18 protein-coding genes are annotated in these 16,520 nt (G+C 70.3%); 5 read left to right on the forward strand and 13 right to left on the reverse strand.

Annotated elements, in window-relative coordinates:
• Positions 1-10 precede the first annotated feature (10 nt).
• The 4 genes from RUR49_RS25960 (at position 11) to RUR49_RS25975 (ending at position 2,604) form a co-directional block, all read left to right on the forward strand.
• Positions 11-532: a hypothetical protein gene (locus tag RUR49_RS25960; RefSeq protein ID WP_409149601.1), complete on the forward strand. Its 522-nt coding sequence runs from the start codon at positions 11-13 to the stop codon at positions 530-532.
• Positions 525-1,166 (forward strand): DNA-3-methyladenine glycosylase family protein, encoded by a 642-nt coding sequence (locus RUR49_RS25965; RefSeq protein ID WP_409149603.1) that lies wholly within the window; start codon positions 525-527, stop codon positions 1,164-1,166. The genes RUR49_RS25960 and RUR49_RS25965 overlap by 8 nt, the downstream gene beginning before the upstream one ends.
• 76 nt (positions 1,167-1,242) lie before the next feature.
• On the forward strand, positions 1,243-1,890 hold the full coding sequence (locus RUR49_RS25970) for an alpha/beta hydrolase (RefSeq protein WP_409149604.1): 648 nt from the start codon (positions 1,243-1,245) through the stop codon (positions 1,888-1,890).
• A gap of 156 nt (positions 1,891-2,046) precedes the next feature.
• Entirely contained in the window at positions 2,047-2,604 is a 558-nt protein-coding gene (locus RUR49_RS25975; protein ID WP_409149605.1) for an HNH endonuclease, read from the forward strand.
• Positions 2,605-2,676: 72 nt separating this feature from the next.
• On the opposite strand, the gene RUR49_RS25980 is transcribed toward RUR49_RS25975, so the two are convergent.
• The 9 genes from RUR49_RS25980 to dnaK all read right to left on the reverse strand — a co-directional run bounded on the left by RUR49_RS25980 (position 2,677) and on the right by dnaK (position 11,309).
• On the reverse strand, positions 2,677-3,087 hold the full coding sequence (locus RUR49_RS25980) for a hypothetical protein (RefSeq protein ID WP_409149607.1): 411 nt from the start codon (positions 3,085-3,087) through the stop codon (positions 2,677-2,679).
• A 261-nt stretch (positions 3,088-3,348) separates the two neighbouring features.
• Positions 3,349-3,759: a hypothetical protein gene (locus tag RUR49_RS25985; RefSeq protein WP_409149609.1), complete on the reverse strand. Its 411-nt coding sequence runs from the start codon at positions 3,757-3,759 to the stop codon at positions 3,349-3,351.
• A 91-nt stretch (positions 3,760-3,850) separates the two neighbouring features.
• Positions 3,851-5,155: an ATP-dependent protease ATPase subunit HslU gene (gene hslU / locus RUR49_RS25990; RefSeq protein ID WP_409149610.1), complete on the reverse strand. Its 1,305-nt coding sequence runs from the start codon at positions 5,153-5,155 to the stop codon at positions 3,851-3,853.
• 1 nt (position 5,156) lies between these two features.
• Positions 5,157-5,678 carry a GNAT family N-acetyltransferase gene (locus RUR49_RS25995; RefSeq protein WP_409149612.1) on the reverse strand — a complete coding sequence of 174 codons (522 nt, stop codon included), beginning with the start codon at positions 5,676-5,678 and terminating at the stop codon, positions 5,157-5,159.
• Positions 5,675-6,733, reverse strand: a complete 1,059-nt coding sequence (locus RUR49_RS26000; protein WP_409149613.1) for a hypothetical protein — start codon at positions 6,731-6,733, stop codon at positions 5,675-5,677. Before RUR49_RS26000 ends, RUR49_RS25995 begins: the two co-directional genes overlap by 4 nt.
• Complete coding sequence (gene hslV, locus RUR49_RS26005) at positions 6,720-7,310, reverse strand: ATP-dependent protease subunit HslV (protein WP_409149614.1); 591 nt, start codon at positions 7,308-7,310, stop codon at positions 6,720-6,722. The genes RUR49_RS26000 and hslV overlap by 14 nt, the downstream gene beginning before the upstream one ends.
• A gap of 73 nt (positions 7,311-7,383) precedes the next feature.
• Positions 7,384-7,986, reverse strand: coding sequence for a class I SAM-dependent methyltransferase (locus RUR49_RS26010; protein ID WP_409149616.1), 603 nt, complete (start codon positions 7,984-7,986; stop codon positions 7,384-7,386).
• Between the two features lie 133 nt (positions 7,987-8,119).
• Positions 8,120-9,262 (reverse strand): molecular chaperone DnaJ, encoded by a 1,143-nt coding sequence (dnaJ, locus tag RUR49_RS26015; protein ID WP_409149617.1) that lies wholly within the window; start codon positions 9,260-9,262, stop codon positions 8,120-8,122.
• A gap of 130 nt (positions 9,263-9,392) precedes the next feature.
• Positions 9,393-11,309, reverse strand: a complete 1,917-nt coding sequence (dnaK, locus tag RUR49_RS26020; RefSeq protein WP_409149618.1) for a molecular chaperone DnaK — start codon at positions 11,307-11,309, stop codon at positions 9,393-9,395.
• A gap of 239 nt (positions 11,310-11,548) precedes the next feature.
• Here dnaK and RUR49_RS26025 point away from each other — a divergent pair, with 239 nt between their 5' ends.
• Positions 11,549-12,586 (forward strand): DUF2125 domain-containing protein, encoded by a 1,038-nt coding sequence (locus tag RUR49_RS26025; RefSeq protein ID WP_409149619.1) that lies wholly within the window; start codon positions 11,549-11,551, stop codon positions 12,584-12,586.
• A 24-nt stretch (positions 12,587-12,610) separates the two neighbouring features.
• Here the strand turns inward: RUR49_RS26025 and RUR49_RS26030 are convergent, their stop codons facing one another.
• Genes RUR49_RS26030 through RUR49_RS26045 form a run of 4 tightly spaced genes read right to left on the reverse strand, consistent with a single transcriptional unit; the run spans position 12,611 to position 16,381 of the window.
• Positions 12,611-13,444, reverse strand: coding sequence for a hypothetical protein (locus RUR49_RS26030; RefSeq protein ID WP_409149620.1), 834 nt, complete (start codon positions 13,442-13,444; stop codon positions 12,611-12,613).
• Positions 13,441-14,418 (reverse strand): prephenate/arogenate dehydrogenase family protein, encoded by a 978-nt coding sequence (locus RUR49_RS26035; RefSeq protein WP_409149622.1) that lies wholly within the window; start codon positions 14,416-14,418, stop codon positions 13,441-13,443. Before RUR49_RS26035 ends, RUR49_RS26030 begins: the two co-directional genes overlap by 4 nt.
• Positions 14,419-14,429: 11 nt before the next feature.
• Entirely contained in the window at positions 14,430-15,530 is a 1,101-nt protein-coding gene (gene hisC, locus RUR49_RS26040) for a histidinol-phosphate transaminase (protein WP_409149623.1), read from the reverse strand.
• A gap of 41 nt (positions 15,531-15,571) precedes the next feature.
• Entirely contained in the window at positions 15,572-16,381 is an 810-nt protein-coding gene (locus RUR49_RS26045; RefSeq protein ID WP_409149624.1) for a chorismate mutase, read from the reverse strand.
• Between the last annotated feature and the right edge of the window lie 139 nt (positions 16,382-16,520).

The raw sequence follows: 16,520 nt of genomic DNA on the forward strand, positions 1-16,520 counted from the left end.
GAAGGACGAGATGACGACTGAAGCTTCAGAGACGACCGTCGGCCCGGATGTGCACCCACGGCTTCTGACCCCTTTCGCCTTCGATATGGTCGAGTTCGAGGAAGCGCCGGAGTTCGCCTACAGGGCCTACACCCTCGCGTGCCAAGCATGTGGCGGACCCGCTTTCGAGATGATTCGGACCTACGTCCATCGCGCCGACATCAATGAAGAAGCAATCGCCGGCATGTCGCTGCGGTGTATTGCGTGTGGTGAGACAAGGCCACTCTTCGACGGCAGCAAGGATGGTTACGAGGGCGAGCTGGGATATGGCACCGCCCTGGCGGGGAAAACCTACGGCAAGCCCCTCACCGCCGTCGATGGAACGCCGTATCCTCCGGGCCCGATCAAGGCCGGCTTCGCGTACAATGGCGATGAGTACGTAGGGACCGCCCTCGAGGAAGGCCGCAGGCCCGTCGACCTGTTCGACTGGTTCACCGGCTTCACCCTACTGGATGGTGAGTGGGTTGAAGCTTTCAGCTACGAGTGTGCGTAGCATCGAGACCGACGCGGACGTCACGGCGGGCGTCGCCGCCCTGGTGGCGGCCGATCCGCGGCTCGCGCCGATCGCCGCGATCGCCGGGCCGCTGCCGCTCAGGCGCGGCAAGCCGGGGTTCGAGGGGCTCACCCGCATCGTCATGGGCCAGCAGGTCTCGACGGCGAGCGCGGCGGCGATCTTCGGCCGACTTCATGCCGCCGGCGGCCACGAGGCGGTGGGTTTCGCCGCCCTCGACGACGCGGCGCTCCGGGCCTGCGGGCTGTCGGCGGCGAAGGTGAGGACGATGCGGGCCGCCGCCGCCGCCGTCCTCGAGGGCCGGCTCGACCTCGACCATCTTGCATCGCTGCCGGCCGACGAGGCGCACGCCGCCCTGACCGTGCTGCCGGGCGTCGGGCCGTGGACGGTCGACCTCTATCTCTTGTTCTGCGCCGGCCATCCGGACGTCTTCCCGTCCGGCGACCTCGCCCTGCAGATCGCCGTGGCCGACGGACTTGGCCTGCCGGCGCGTCCGAAGGCGAAGGCGCTCGATTCCATAGCGGCCCCGTGGGCGCCGTGGCGGTCGGTGGCCGCGCGGCTCTGGTGGGGCTACTATCGGGCGCGCCGCGAGGGCCGCGAGGGCGCGCCGCTCTGAGCCGCAGTCGGGGCCCCGCACCGCCAATCGGTTCGCCTCGTCGCCGAGGTTGCGCCAATCAAAGGGAGCCGCCCCCGTGCTCGACGGACCCCGCCTCGCCCCCGCCTCCGGCCGCCCGGCGAAAGGGCTCGTGGTGTTCGTGCACGGCTACGGCGCCGACGGCAACGACCTGATCGAGCTCGGTCGCCACTTCGCGCGCGACATGCCCGACATCGCCTTCGTCGCCCCGCACGCCCCCGAACCGTGCGCGATGAGCCCGGGCGGGCGGCAGTGGTTCCCGCTGACGATGCGTGATCCGGCGGAGGTGCCGCGCGGCGTCGCCCGCGCCGCGCCGGCGCTCGACGCGTTCCTGTCGCAGGAGCTCGGGCGGATGCGGCTGCCGGCCTCGGCGCTGGCGCTCGTCGGCTTCAGCCAGGGCACGATGATGGCGCTCGACGTCGGCCTTTCCCGCCGGCCGGCGATCGCCGCGATCGTCGGCTTCTCCGGCCTGCTCGCCCGCCCGGACACGCTCGCAGCCGCGCCGCGGCCGTCGCCGCCGGTGGTGCTGGTGCACGGCGACCAGGACGACGTGCTGCCGGTCGAGTACCTGCCGATGGCGTGCGAGGCGCTGGCGGCCGCCGAGATCCCGGTCGAGTGGCACATTGCCCCGGGCCTGTCGCACGGCATCGACGAATCAGGCCTCGCGATTGCCGCCAGCGTGCTGCGCCGCGCCCTGCCGCACTGAGCGCGACGATCGTAGCCGACGATGAATTCTGCCCGCGGGTGTGTCGTCGCGTCGACTTCACACGGCTGACACGGAGGCTATAGACTATCGACGGTACTCGAGAATCGTTCGTCCGGACGGTGGGTGCGGGACTGGCCGGACGGTTGGAGTGGTGTCTTGACCATCCACGTCTCTCCCGACGCGCATCCGACCCTTGTCCTGAACGCCGACTATCGGCCGCTCAGCTACTACCCCTTGTCCTTGTGGTCGTGGCAGGACGCCATCAAGGCGGTCTTCATGGATCGCGTGAACATCGTGTCGGAATACGACTTCACGGTGCGCAGCCCGTCGTTCGAGATGCGGCTGCCGAGCGTCGTGTCGCTGAAGACCTACATCCGCCCGGCGCGCAACCCGGCGTTCACGCGCTTCAACGTCTTCCTGCGCGACCGCTTCGAGTGCCAGTACTGCGGCTCGACCGACGACCTCACCTTCGACCACCTGATGCCGCGCTCGAAGGGCGGGCAGACGGAGTGGGAGAACGTGCTCGCCGCCTGCTCGCCCTGCAACCTGCGCAAGGGCAACAAGCGCTGCGAGGAAGTCGCGATGTTCCCGCGCCAGCACCCCTACCGGCCGACCGTGCAGGACCTGCACAACAACGGCCGGCTGTTCCCGCCCAACTACCTGCACGACAGCTGGATGGACTTCCTCTACTGGGACGCCGAGCTGGAGCCGTAGGCCCGGGCGTGGCGGCTGGACAGGGCGCTACCGGCGTTTCTCGCCGGCGCTGCCGGTGTCCCTCGCTGCCGTTCAGGAGAGGCGGAACATCAGTGATTCCACCTGCCGCCGCTGCTGGAACATGAAGCCCTTGAACAGCACATTCTGATTGCCGAACTCCCTGAAGCCGCGGAACTGCCACCGCCCCTTGAAGGAGCCGCTCTTGATCAGCAAGTCGGCGGTGAGACGACAGTTCCGTTCGAGCTTCAACTGTCCACGCACGGTGGTGTCTGCCCTTTCGGTCGCGCCGATGAAGCATCTCCCCCGCTGCATGTTCCCGGAGCGACTGACCTCGATCAGGCAGGTGGGAAACTGGCCATCGGTCGGGGACGCCACCCACAACCCCTCGAAGTTCTCGGGCTTGCAGTTGGCCGCGGCGGCAGAGATCGCCGAGGCGACGAGCAATGAAAGTGCCAGCGGCACGATGGCGAATCGACGTCTCATGGTGCGAATTCCCTCCCCGGCCGTGCTGCGCGCACGAGATCGACGCGTCGCAGAGGCTCTGAACTTTCCGCATGCCACCAGCGGCTGCGGGTAAGCTAGGGGATGAGTGAGTCGACGTCGAGCGGCCGACTTCCGCTTTGGATTGTGAACGCGTGCTGTCTCGTTCGGCAGCGCACGGTCCACGATGGCCGTCGTGCCGCGCCGCCTGGCGCGAGGAGCGGCTGAGCCCACGCGGCCCGGCCGATCCCCGCCTGCCGCCGCTCAGTCGAGCTGGCGGATGAAGCGGTAGGCTTCCTGCGCGCCGAAGATGACGAAGTCGCCGGCCATCTTCTGGCCGTCCGACGTCATCTTGCCGCGGAACTTTGCGGGGTCCGTCACCTTGCCGCTCTTGAACTGGAACGTCGCCTTGACGGTGCAGTCCTTCTCGAGCGTCACCTTGCCGTCGAGGGTGGCCTCGGGCTTCAGCGTCTTCGGGTTGAAGCAGCTCGACTGCGCCACGACGCCCGACTTCTTGACGTCGATCAGGCAGTAGAGGTCGACCTGGACGGTGGCGTGGCCGACCCACAGGCCGGCGACCGACTCCGGCTTGCAAGAGGCGGCGGCGGCCGGGACGGCCGAGGCGGCGGCGAGCAGCGCCAGCGTGAGCGGCGCGACGGCAAATCGAGATGTCATGGACGGCGTCCTCCCCCGCACGCGGCGCGCGTGCGCTCACTCTACGCGCGATGCGTGCCGATCCTTCGCGCGCCCCGCCGGCCTCGCCGCCTCAGAGGATGAAGCGGCTGAGGTCGGCGTTCTTCGCGAGCTCGCGCACCGTCTCGTTGACGAGGTTGGCGTCGATCGTCACCGTCTCGCCGGCACGGTCGGGGGCGGTGAAGGAGAGCTCGTCCAGCACCCGCTCGATCACCGTCTGCAGGCGCCGGGCGCCGATGTTCTCCACCGTCGCGTTGATCTCCACGGCGATCTCGGCGATGGCGTCGACGGAGTCGGGTGTGAAGACGAGGGTAACGCCCTCCGTCCCCATCAGCGCCACCGACTGCTTGATCAGGCTCGCCTCGGTCTCGTTGAGGATGCGCACGAAGTCGGCCTTGTCGAGCGGCTTCAGCTCGACGCGGATCGGCAGGCGGCCCTGCAGTTCGGGCAGGAGGTCGGACGGCTTCGCCACGTGGAAGGCGCCCGAGGCGATGAACAGCACGTGGTCGGTCTTCACCGGCCCGTACTTCGTCGTCACCGTCGTGCCCTCGATCAGCGGCAGCAGGTCGCGCTGCACGCCCTCGCGGCTGACATCGCCGCCCATGCGGCCCTCGCGGGCGCAGATCTTGTCGATCTCGTCGAGGAAGACGATGCCGTCGTCCTCGACCGAGCGGATCGCCTCGGCCACCACCGCATCCTGGTCGAGGAGCTTGTCGCTCTCCTCGGCGACGAGGATCTCGTATGAATCCTTCACGCTGACGCGGCGCGCCTTCTTGGCGCCGCCGAACGCCTTGCCGAGCATGTCGGAGAGGTTCATCACGCCGATGCTGCCGCCCGGCATGCCCGGCATGTCGAAGCTCGGCATCTGCGCCGACTGCGTCACCTCGATCTCGATCTCCTTGTCGTCGAGCAGGCCGTCGTGCAGCTTCTTGCGGAACGCATCGCGGGTCGACGGGCTCGCCGCCTTGCCGACGAGGGCGTCGAGCACGCGCTCCTCCGCCTGCAGGTGCGCCTTCGCCTGCACGTCCTTGCGCTTCTTCTCGCGCACCAGCCCGATGCCGACCTCGACGAGGTCGCGGACGATCTGGTCGACGTCGCGGCCGACATAGCCGACCTCGGTGAATTTCGTCGCCTCGACCTTGAGGAAGGGCGCGCCGGCGAGCCTGGCGAGGCGGCGGGAGATTTCCGTCTTGCCGACGCCGGTCGGGCCGATCATCAGGATGTTCTTGGGCAGCACCTCTTCGCGCATCTGCCCTTCGAGCTGCTGGCGGCGCCAGCGATTGCGCAGCGCGATGGCGACCGACCGCTTCGCCGCCTGCTGGCCGACGATGTAGCGATCGAGCTCGGAAACGATCTCGCGGGGAGAGAAATCGGTCATCTCATCTGCTTTCGTTGCGGTCGCGGGTCATCAGGACCACCGCGACATCGCCAGCGGCCACCACCACGCGACGAACGCTGTGATGACGGAAGCCGGCCTTCTCATAGGCACGGATGGCGTTCCGGTTGGCCGGATCGGGGTCGATCAGGAGCCGCGGATGGCCGGAGGCGAACAGCCGCCCGGCCATCGCCTGGAGCAGTCCCGGCCCGTGGCCGCGGCCGGTCATCGACGGCTCGCCGATGTAGAGGTCGAGGCCACGCGAGCCGCGCGGCTGGTCGCGGTAGGGGTTGTCCTCGTCGGCGAACGGGTCGGTCACCTGCAGATAGGCGAACGGCCGCCCCTCGACGTGCACCAGATAGGCATCGAACCCCGGCTCGTCGAGGGCGTGCGAAAGCGCCGCGAGCTCGCAGTAGACGTCGCCCCACCAGCGCGCCACGTGCGGCTCCCCCATCCACCGCATCAGGATCGGGAAGTCGTCGCGGGTGACGCGGGAGAAGCCGTAGGCGGCGGCGGCGGCGGTCATGCCGGGTGCACCGGCGGCAGCCGCGCCCTGAGCCCCGCCGGGAGAAGCCGCAGGACGCCCCGCCGCGCCGGCTGCCAGCCGCTGCCGAGCGCCACCATCAGGATGCCGAGCACGACGAGGGTCGCGGCGACGATCGTCTCGCTCGTCAGTTCGGTGGCGGCGATCAGTCGGCCGATGGCAAAGCCCAGATAGCCGAGCCCGGCGACGAGCAGCGCCCGCCGGTCGACGGCGAGCGCGACGAGGCCGAGGGCCACGACGATGCCGACGACGACGAGGGCGTCCTGGAGCCCGAGGTCGAAGCGGCTCTCGACGCCGAACAGGCCGATCGCGGCATAGACGATCACCGGCGCCGCCACGAGGTGGAGCCAGAAGGCGTTGTCGGAGCCGAGGCCGCTGCGGCCGGGGTCCTGGAGGTCGAAGGCCATCGCGGCCGCAAACACCGCGAGGCCAGTTGCGAGCGTGGCGAGCGAGAAGACGTCGTCGCCGGCGCCCCACCACATGAGCGCGACGAGCACCAGTACGACCGCTGACAGCGCCGCCGCGCCGAGGGCGAACGGCAGGCGGAAGCGGGCAAAGAAGGCGAGCGCCCCGACGATGCCGCCGGCCGCCCCGGCGATGCCGATGCCGCCCTCCGACCAGTCCGCCGGCAGGTCGGACGAGCCGGCGGTGGCGAGTTCGGCGCCGAGCGCATAGAGGGTCGCGACCGTCAGGCCCACGGCCGCCGTGAAGGCGGCGGCGAGCACGATCGACGGCAGCACCAGGCGGCGCCGGCGGGTGAAGACCTCGGCGAGGCCCCACGCCGCAACGGCCGGGACGATCGTGCCGACCGGGATGCCCGCGACGAGCATGGCGGCGAAGCCGACGCCGAAGACGAGGATCGCCACGCCGATCGCCAGGAAGATGTCGTGGAAGCCACGCACGAAGCGCACCGCCTCGGCGTCGCCGGCGAACTCCGCGCGCTCGCGGGCGGCGAAGAAGGCGGCGAGGCGCTCGGCACCGGCGCGATCGACGAGGCCGGCGGCGACGGCCGCCGACCAGTCGTCAGGCGTCGGCACCGAGGCTCTCCACGATGACGTTGCCGTTGGTGTAGACGCAGATCTCGGCGGCGATCGCCATCGCGCGGCGGGCGATCTGCTCGGCGTCGAGGTCGGTGTCGGCGAGCGCCTTGGCGGCGGCGAGCGCATACATGCCGCCCGAGCCGATGCCCATGACGCCGCCCTCGGGCTCGAGCACGTCGCCGGTGCCGGTGAGGACGAGGCTCGACGAGCGGTCGGCGACGATCATCATCGCCTCGAGCTGGCGCAAATAGCGGTCGGTGCGCCAGTCCTTGGCGAGCTCGACGGCGGCGCGGACGAGCTGGCCGGGATACTGCTCGAGCTTGGTCTCGAGGCGCTCGAGCAGCGTGAAGGCGTCCGCCGTGGCACCGGCGAATCCGGCGATGACGTCGCCCTTGCCGAGCGGGCGCACCTTGCGGGCGCTCGCCTTGATGACGGTCTGGCCGAGGGAGACCTGGCCATCGCCGGCAATCACCACGCGGCCGTTCTTGCGAACGGTGACGATGGTCGTGCCGTGCCAGTTCGGGAAACGGGAGGACATGTTCGGGCCAGCGCCCGAACCGAGGAATTCAGTCATGTCGGGGAGCATCCGGGAGTGCGACCGCCGATATGTAGGCGGTGGCGCGCCGGATGCAAACGGCCCTGCAGGATCAGGCCGGCACGGCCTCGGTGCGATAGACCCAGACGCGGGCCGGCGGCACGTTGCGCAGGATCCACGGGCTCGTCCAGATCGTCGTGCGGCCGGCCTCGGCCGGTACCGGCGGCACCAGCGCGTAGGAGAACTGCACGAACGGCGCGCCCGGCGCGAGCAGCCGGAACGAGGTGTCCATCAGCTTGCGCCGCATCTCGATCGGCTTGGTGAAAAGCGGCAGGCCGGAAATCACCGAGGCGAGCGACCCGTCGGCGGGATGGCCGAGGGTTCGGTCGAAATCGTAGGCGTCGCCCTCGATCACCGTCGCGGCAGGAAAGCGCTTGCGCAGCAGCTTGCAGAACTCGCCATTGTACTCGATGAGCACGAGGCGATCCTGGGGCACGCCGCGCGCCACCAGCGCGTCGGTGACGACGCCCGTGCCCGGACCGAGTTCGACGATCTTGCCGGGCCGGTCGATCTCGACCTGGGCGGCGATGGCGCGGGTGAGGAAGGGGCTCGACGGCGTCACCGAGCCCATCGTCAACGGCTTTTCGATCCAGGCGCGAAAGAAGCGCACCTCGTCGCCGACGAAGGTAGATAAGCGACGTGCATTGGCTTTCATATCGATCTGCCACTCGAGGGAGGTAAGACGATTCGCCAGACTGGACTGAACGCTACGCCAGAGCCGATGACGACCTTATAACAACTTCCGTTAGCGATCGGTTCACTGCGGACTGTGACTTCTTCGTGACGTATCAGCCGCTCAAACCGTCGAAGAAATCCTTCACCCGGGCAAAGAAGCCCTGGGCATCTGGATGGGTGTCGGTGGACTGGTCGCGCTGGAATTCCTCCAGCAGCTCGCGCTGCCGGCGGGTGAGGTTGCGCGGCGTCTCCACCGCCACCTGGATATACATGTCGCCGCGCTGGGCGCTGCGCAGAACCGGCATGCCCTTGCCGCGCATGCGGAACTGCCGGCCGGTCTGCGTCCCTTCCGGAACCCGAACGCGCGTGCGGCCGGAATCGATCGTCGGCACCTCGAACTCGCCGCCGAGGGCGGCCGTCGTCATCGAGATCGGCACGCGGCAGTAGATGTCGGCGCTGTCGCGCTGGAAGAACTCGTGCGGCTTGATCGACACGAAGATGTAGAGGTCGCCCGCCGGGCCACCGCGCGAGCCGGCCTCGCCCTCGCCGGCGAGGCGGATGCGGGTGCCGTCCTCGATGCCGGCCGGAATGTTGACCGAGAGCGTCCGCTCCTTCGTCACCCGGCCGGCGCCACCGCAGGCGGTGCAGGGGTCGGCGATCGTCTCGCCGCGGCCCTGGCAGGTCGGGCAGGTGCGCTCGAGGGTGAAGAAGCCCTGCTGGGCGCGCACCCGGCCGGTGCCGCCGCAGGTGCGGCAGGGGACGGGCTTGGAGCCGGGCTTCGCGCCCGTGCCGCCGCACGGCTCGCAGGCGATCGACGACGGGATACGCACCTCGACGGTCTTGCCGGCGAAGGCCTCCTCGAGCTCGATCTCGAGGTTGTAGCGCAGGTCGGCGCCGCGCTCGCGGCCGCCGCGGCCGCCGCCGCCACCGGGCCGCCGGCCACCGCCGCCCATGCCGAAGAACTCGTCGAAGATGTCCGACATCGCCGAGGCGAAGTCGTTGCCGAAGCCCGGGCCGCCGCCCGCCCCGCCCTCGAAGGCGGCGTGGCCGAAGCGGTCGTAGGCGGCGCGCTTCTGCGGGTCCTTCAGCGCCTCGTAGGCCTCGCTGACCTCCTTGAAACGGCTCTCGGCCTCGCCGTCGCCCGGATTGCGGTCCGGGTGGAACTGCATGGCGAGCTTGCGATAGGCGCTCTTCAGGGCGGCTTCGTCGGCGTCGCGCGCCACTCCCAGCACGTCGTAATAGTCGCGCTTGGCCATCTGTCAGCGTCTCGGAATGGGGCCGGCCGGCGGGCGGTCGGCGCCGCCCGCAAAAGAGCGGCTCCGGCCGGCCGATTCGCAAGGGTGCGACGCGGCGACCGGAGCCATCGGTTCAGTCCTCGGCCGTCGATCAGGCGGACTTCTTGCGGTCGTCGTCGCGGACTTCCTCGAAGTCCGCATCGACGACGTCGTCCTGCTTGGCCTCGCCGCCGGACGGGCCGGCGTCGTCGCCGCCGTCCTGGCTCGACTGGTACATCGCCTCGCCGATCTTCATCGAGGCCTGCGCCAGCGCGTTGGTCTTCGCCTGGATGTCCTCGACGTCCTCGCCGGCGAGCGCCGTCTTGAGGTCGGCCACCGCCGCCTCGACCACCGACTTGTCGGCCGCCGAGACCTTGGCGCCGTGCTCGGCGAGCGTGCGCTCGGTCGAATGCACCAGCGCCTCGCCGTGGTTGCGCGCCTCGACCAGCGCTCGCCGCTTCTTGTCCTCCTCGGCGTGGGCCTCGGCGTCCTTCACCATCTTCTCGATGTCGGCGTCGTTGAGGCCGCCCGAGGCCTGGATGCGGATCTGCTGCTCCTTGCCGGTGCCCTTGTCACGCGCCGACACGTTGACGATGCCGTTGGCGTCGATGTCGAAGGTGACCTCGACCTGCGGCACGCCGCGCGGCGCCGGCGGGATGCCGACGAGATCGAACTGGCCGAGCATCTTGTTGTCGGCCGCCATCTCGCGCTCGCCCTGGAAGACGCGGATCGTCACCGCGGTCTGGTTGTCCTCGGCGGTCGAGAACACCTGGCCCTTCTTCGTCGGGATGGTCGTGTTGCGCTCGATCAGGCGGGTGAACACGCCGCCCAGCGTCTCGATGCCGAGCGACAGCGGCGTCACGTCGAGAAGGAGGACGTCCTTCACCTCACCCTGCAGCACGCCGGCCTGGATCGCCGCGCCGATCGCCACCACCTCGTCGGGGTTGACGCCCTTGTGCGGCTCCTTGCCGAAGAACTGCTTCACGATCTCCTGGATCTTCGGCATGCGCGTCATGCCGCCGACCAGCACCACCTCGTCGATCTGGCCAGCCGACAGGCCGGCGTCCTTGAGGGCCGCCTTGCACGGGCCGATCGTCTTCTGGACGAGATCGTCGACCAGCGCCTCGAACTTGGCGCGGGTCAGCTTCAGCGTCATGTGCTTCGGACCGGTCTGGTCCGCGGTGATGAACGGCAGATTGATCTCGGTCTGGGTGGCCGAGGAGAGCTCGATCTTCGCCTTCTCGGCGGCCTCCTTGAGGCGCTGCAAGGCGAGCTTGTCGCCGCGCAGGTCGATGCCCTGCTCCTTCTTGAACTCGTCGGCGAGGTAGTTGACGAGGCGCATGTCGAAGTCCTCGCCGCCGAGGAACGTGTCGCCATTCGTCGCCTTCACCTCGAAGACGCCGTCGCCGATCTCCAGCACCGACACGTCGAACGTGCCGCCGCCGAGGTCGTAGACCGCGATCGTCTTCGACGCGCCGCCCTTGTCGAGACCGTAGGCGAGCGCTGCCGCCGTCGGCTCGTTGATGATGCGCAGCACCTCGAGGCCGGCGATCTTGCCGGCGTCCTTGGTGGCCTGGCGCTGGGCGTCGTTGAAGTAGGCGGGGACCGTGATGACGGCCTGCGTCACCGTCTGGCCGAGATAGGCCTCGGCCGTCTCCTTCATCTTCTGCAGGATGAAGGCGGAAATCTGCGAGGGGGAGTACTTCTTGCCGTCCGCCTCGACCCAGGCGTCGCCGTTGTCGCCCTTGACGATCTTGTAGGGGACAAGGTCCTTGTCCTTGGCGACCATCGGGTCGTCGTAGCGGCGGCCGATCAGCCGCTTTACCGCAAAGAAGGTACGCTCCGGGTTGGTCACACCCTGGCGCTTCGCCGGCTGGCCGACCAGGCGCTCACCATCGTCGGTGAACGCCACCATCGACGGCGTCGTGCGCGCGCCTTCCGAATTCTCGATCACCTTGGCGTTCTTGCCGTCCATGACGGCGACGCAGGAATTCGTGGTGCCGAGGTCGATACCGATGACTTTTGCCATTCTCGTCTCCTTCAGGCAGGCCGGTCGGACCCATACATGGCATCCGAACGCGGGTCCCGGCGAGGCCGGGCCGGCCCCCAACAACAGCGTGGGATTTGGCGCCCGGCGAGCCCGGACGCGACGCTCGACGGGTATATAAGAGGGGGCCCAAACGGCCGCAAGGCGAGGGGCGGGGCCGATTTCGCCGCAATGGCGGGCCAATTCGCCGCGACAGCATCTGAGACCGACCGGAAATGAGCATGCCCTCGTCCGAGACGCCCCTCCACCGCCCCGCGCGCATGCGCCGCAACTTCATACTGCTGGTCGCGGCGGTCGCGGTGCTGGTGGTCGGCTGGTCGATCTACTGGTGGGTCGTCACCGACCGGGTGGAGACGATGCTGCGCGAGGCGCTGGTGCGGCCGCTGCCGGACGGCACCGTCGTCGTCTGCGACCCGCTCGCGGTCGGCGGCTACCCGTTCCGCGTCGAGGCGCGCTGCGGCTCGACGGCCGCCACCCTGCCGGACGGCGGCACGCTCGCCGCCGGCGCGTTCACCGCGGTCGCCCTCGCCTACGACTGGCGCAAGGCGATCTTCGAACTCGATGGGCCGCTGTCGGTTCGGCCCGCGGACGGCCCGGCGATCGACGCCACGTGGACATCGGCACGGGCGAGCGGCGCGCGCGACGGCCGCCTCCTCGACAGCGCCGACATCGTGCTGGAGGCCCCAGTCCTCACCGTCGCCGGCCGCGAGGCCGGCCGAGCCGGCCACCTCGAGGCGCACGTGCGTCGGGCGCCGGGCGATGGCGACACGCCGGCCGGCACCGATGCTGCGCTTTCCGCCACCGGCCTCGCCTCGCCGATGCTGCCGCTGCCGCTCGACGTGTCGGCGGTGGTGCGGATCGGCGACGAAGGCGCCGCGCTCTCGGGCCGCGGGCCGCTGACCGAGGGCATCGGCGACGAGCCGCTGCCGCTGTTCATTCGGGAACTGTCGCTGGCCAGCGGCGCGGCGAAGCTGCGGGCCGCGGGCGACCTCACTGTGGATGCCGAGGGCCGCCTCGACGGCGTGCTCGACGTGACGATCGCCGACCCTGCGGCGCTCGCCGCGACATTGCGCCCCTTCCTGCCGGAGGACAGCCAGCTGCCGGCGGCGCTGGCCGGCGCGGTGGCGGCGTTCGGGCGTGACGACGGCGACGGCCAGCGCACGGTGACGGTGACGATCCGCCGGGGCCGCGGCACGATCGGGCTCATCCCGCTCGGCCGGCTGCCACGCCTGCCAGTGCGCGCGCTGGGCTCGCCCTGACCGAGACAGAGAAGCCGCGGGCCGCTACCAGTAGCCGCGCCCGAGGCGCCGGCGCGCCTCGTGGACGGGACGGGCAATCTCGTGGCTGAGCGGCGCGAGCCGGGCCGCCCGCGTCGGCGGTTTGAGCTTGACGGCTCCGGCCCCGTGGCGGGCCTCTGCGAAGGTGTCGAACAGCGCCTCGTCGACGGCGTTGGCATCGACCATCGCGGCGCGCAGCTTCGGATCGAGGTCGGCCGCCTTGAGCTCGTCCCAGACGATCGTCTTTGCCATCTCGGCCCGGTCGTTCTGGCGCACCGCCACGGGCGGGATACCGAGTACCGGTCCGAGCTCCCCCGTCAATTCGTCGCAGAGCAGGTGGGAGCCGACGAACCAGAATTCGCGGAAGTGGCGGGTGACGAGGGCGAACGCCTCCTCGCCCGACATCGCCACCAGGCGCGGCCAGGGAACCTCGAGATACGTCGCGAGCAGGAACCGGGTGATGCGGTTCCTCGGCTCGGAGCGCACGTGGGTGTCGAAGTCGTAGGTTCCCCACCCCATCGCCACGTACCGCATCATGCGGAAATTGTAGTAGGACAGCGCGTGCCCGAGCGGGTCGCGGATCAGCGTCGAGCGCAGGATCGGACGGCCGGCGAAGCGCGCCTCCAGCGACCTGCCGATCTGCTGGCTGGAGATGACGCGGACGCGCCCGGTGTCCGGCACGGCGTCCCGGGCGTGGCGCGGCAGCACCCAGCGCGCCGGCACCGACCGCCGCTTCGGCTTGACGAACTCACCCGGTCGCATGTGCGCCTCGAAGTGGCGCTCCAGCGTCTTGCCGGCGCACTTCGGCACGTGCAGCACGAGATGCAGCGGCGTCGTCACGACGCCTTCGCCGTCACCGGCGGCTCGACCGCTGCGGGTGCCGCATCGACCGCCGGCCGGCGGCCGAAGTCGGGCGAGGCGGTGTCCTGGCCGGCCTCGATGATGCCGCGGCGGATGGCGCGGGTGCGCGTGAACACGTCGAAGAGCTGCTCGCCGTCGCCCCAGCGGATCGCCCGCTGCAGAGCCGCGAGGTCCTCGGAAAAGCGTCCGAGCACCTCCAGCACCGCGTCCTTGTTGTGCAGGAAGACGTCGCGCCACATCGTCGGGTCGGAGGCGGCGATGCGGGTGAAGTCGCGGAAGCCGCCGGCGGAGAACTTGATCACCTCCGACTGCGTCACCTGCTCGAGGTCGGCAGCGGTGCCGACGATGTTGTAGGCGATCAGGTGCGGCAGGTGGCTGGTGATGGCGAGCACCAGGTCGTGGTGATCCGACGTCATCACCTCGACGTTCGCCCCGCAGCCCTTCCACAGCGCCGCGACCGTCTCGACCGCGTCGGCCTCGGCGTCCTCAGGCGGCGTCAGGATGCACCAGCGATTGTCGAACAGCTCGGCGAAGCCGGCGTCCGGACCCGAGTGCTCGGTGCCGGCGACCGGATGGGCCGGCACCAGCCGGCGCGGGTTCGGCAGCAGCGGCGCCATCTGGCGGATCACCGAGCCCTTCACCGACCCGACGTCGGAGACGATCGCGGTCGCCGACAGCACCGGCGCGATTTCGTCCGCGACCGGCCCGCAGGCGCCAACGGGCACGCAGGCGATGACAAGGTCCGCGCCTTCGGCAGCGCCGGCGGCGGTCGCGTAGTAGCTCGTGCCGAGACCGAGCGCCTCGGCGCGGGCGAGCGCCGCCGGATCGCGGTCGGCGATGGCGATCTCGCGCGCAAGGCCCGCCCGCGCGATGGCGCGGGCGAGCGAGGAGCCGATCAGGCCGATGCCGACGATGGCGACGCGGCCGATCAGGGGAGCTTGCCGGTCGGCCATCGGACCTCCGTTCAGCCCTTCACGAAGGCGGCGAGCGCCTCCGCGACAGCGCGGTTGGCCGCTTCCGTGCCGATGGTGATGCGCAGCGCTCCCTTCAGCCCGTAGCCGTCCATGCGGCGGACGACGATGCCGCGGTCCTGCAGGAAGGCGTCGGCATCGGCGGCACGCTTGCCGTCGACGTCGGGGAAGTGGACGAGCAGGAAGTTGCCGACGCTCGGCGTCACGGTGAGGCCGAGGCTGGTCAGCTCCGCCTCGAGCCAGCCGAGCCACATCTCGTTGTGGGCGATGGCGGTCTCGACGTGGGCGGTGTCGTCGATGGCCGCCGCGCCGGCGGCGATCGCCGCCGCGCCGAGGTTGAACGGCCCGCGCACACGGTTGACCGCGTCGACCACCGCCGCCGGCCCGTACATCCAGCCGATGCGCAGCGCGGCGAGGCCGTGGATCTTCGAGAAGGTCCTGAGCATGACGACGTTGTCCATCGTCGCCGCGAGCTCGAGCCCGGCCGAATAATCGTTGCGCCGCACATACTCCGCGTAGGCCGCGTCGATGACGAGCAGCACGTGCGGCGGCAGGCTCTCGGCGAGGCGCTTCACTTCCGCGAACGGCAGGTAGGTGCCGGTCGGGTTGTTCGGGTTCGCCAGGAACACGAGCTTCGTCTTCGGCGTCACGGCGGCGAGAAGCGCGTCGACGTCGGCGAGGAAGTCGCGCTCCGGCGCGCTCACCATCCGCCCACCGGCGGCGAGCGTCGAGATCGCGTACATCAGGAAGCCGTACTGGCTCTGCACCGCCTCGTCGCCAGCGCCAAGATAGGCGTTGCACAGGAACGAGATCAGCTCGTCGGAGCCGGCGCCGCAGACGATGCGGGCGGGGTCGAGCCCGTAGCGCCGGGCGATCGCCTCGCGCAGCTGGGTGTGGGCGCCGTCGGGATAGAGCTCGAGCTTCTCGGCCGCGGCCTTGAAGGCCTCGACCGCCTTGCGGCTGGCGCCGAGCGGCGTCTCGTTGGACGACAGCTTGTGGACGGCCGGCACGGCACCGGCCTTCGCCTTGCCGGGGACGTAGGGGGCGATCTTGAGCACGCTCGGGCGCGGCTGTGGACGGTTGGACGCGGACATCACGTCGACCTCGACTTCAAAAAGGGGACTTCGCCGCGGCTTTAGGGGGTGGCGGTCGACACCAGGGGCGCGGCATAGCCCCCGGCCGCCCGCATATGGGAGCCGAGCGGAGCGGCGGCCGGCGAGCGCCGGCGGGCGACGAGGACGTCGTTGCCGACGGCGGCCATAAGCTCGACGCCGGCGGCCGACAGGGCCGCGCGGTCGGGAGCGGCGTCGAGGGTGCCGGCGAGGCACTCGATCTCGGTCGGCGCCTCGTCGATCTCGGCGCCGGACAGCACGAGGGCCGGTCGCGCGCCCGGCCCTGTGGTGACGAGGAAGGGAAGGCGCGCGATGATGCGGGCGCCGCCGGGGCCGAGGGCGCGCCACCACGCGGTCGAAGGCTCGGCATCGAGCGGCACCAGGGCGAGATCGCGCGGCTCGGCGACGACGGCGGCGGCCGCCGCCTCGGCATCGGCCGCAGGCACGAGCTCGATGTCGAAGCCGAACTGGTAGCGGGCGAGGTCGCGCATCGCACCGTCCGGGGCCGAGAGGCCGGCGACGTGGACGCGGAAGGGCGCCTGCAGATTGGTGAAGGTGCCGATGATCTCGCGCCACAGGTGCTCGACCGAGGAGATCGGCAGCGAGCCTTCGTGGCGGGCGGCGAGACGCCGCATGATGTCGGCTTCGCGGCCGGGCCGGAAGGCGGAGCCACCCTGCGCCTTGCCCTTGGCGCGGATCAGCGCGTCGATCACCGTCGAGCGCTCGATCAGCAGCGTGTGGACCTCGGCGTCGATCTCGTCGATGCGCACGCGCAGCGAGGCGAGCGACGGCGCGGTCGCGGTCGGGGCATCGCCGGCGGGGGTGTCGGTCATGGTCGGAAGCGCCCGGACACTCGTGTCGGATCGTCGGTCGGATCGGCTGCGCCGCGAGACGGAACGGCCGGCCCGCGGATCGTTGACGGTGGCGCACCACGCCCCGTCGCGGGCCATGGTCTTAAGCAGGTCGACCCGC

The organism is Pseudoxanthobacter sp. M-2, assembly GCF_046156265.1.
GTDB lineage: Bacteria > Pseudomonadota > Alphaproteobacteria > Rhizobiales > Segnochrobactraceae > CAMDHY01.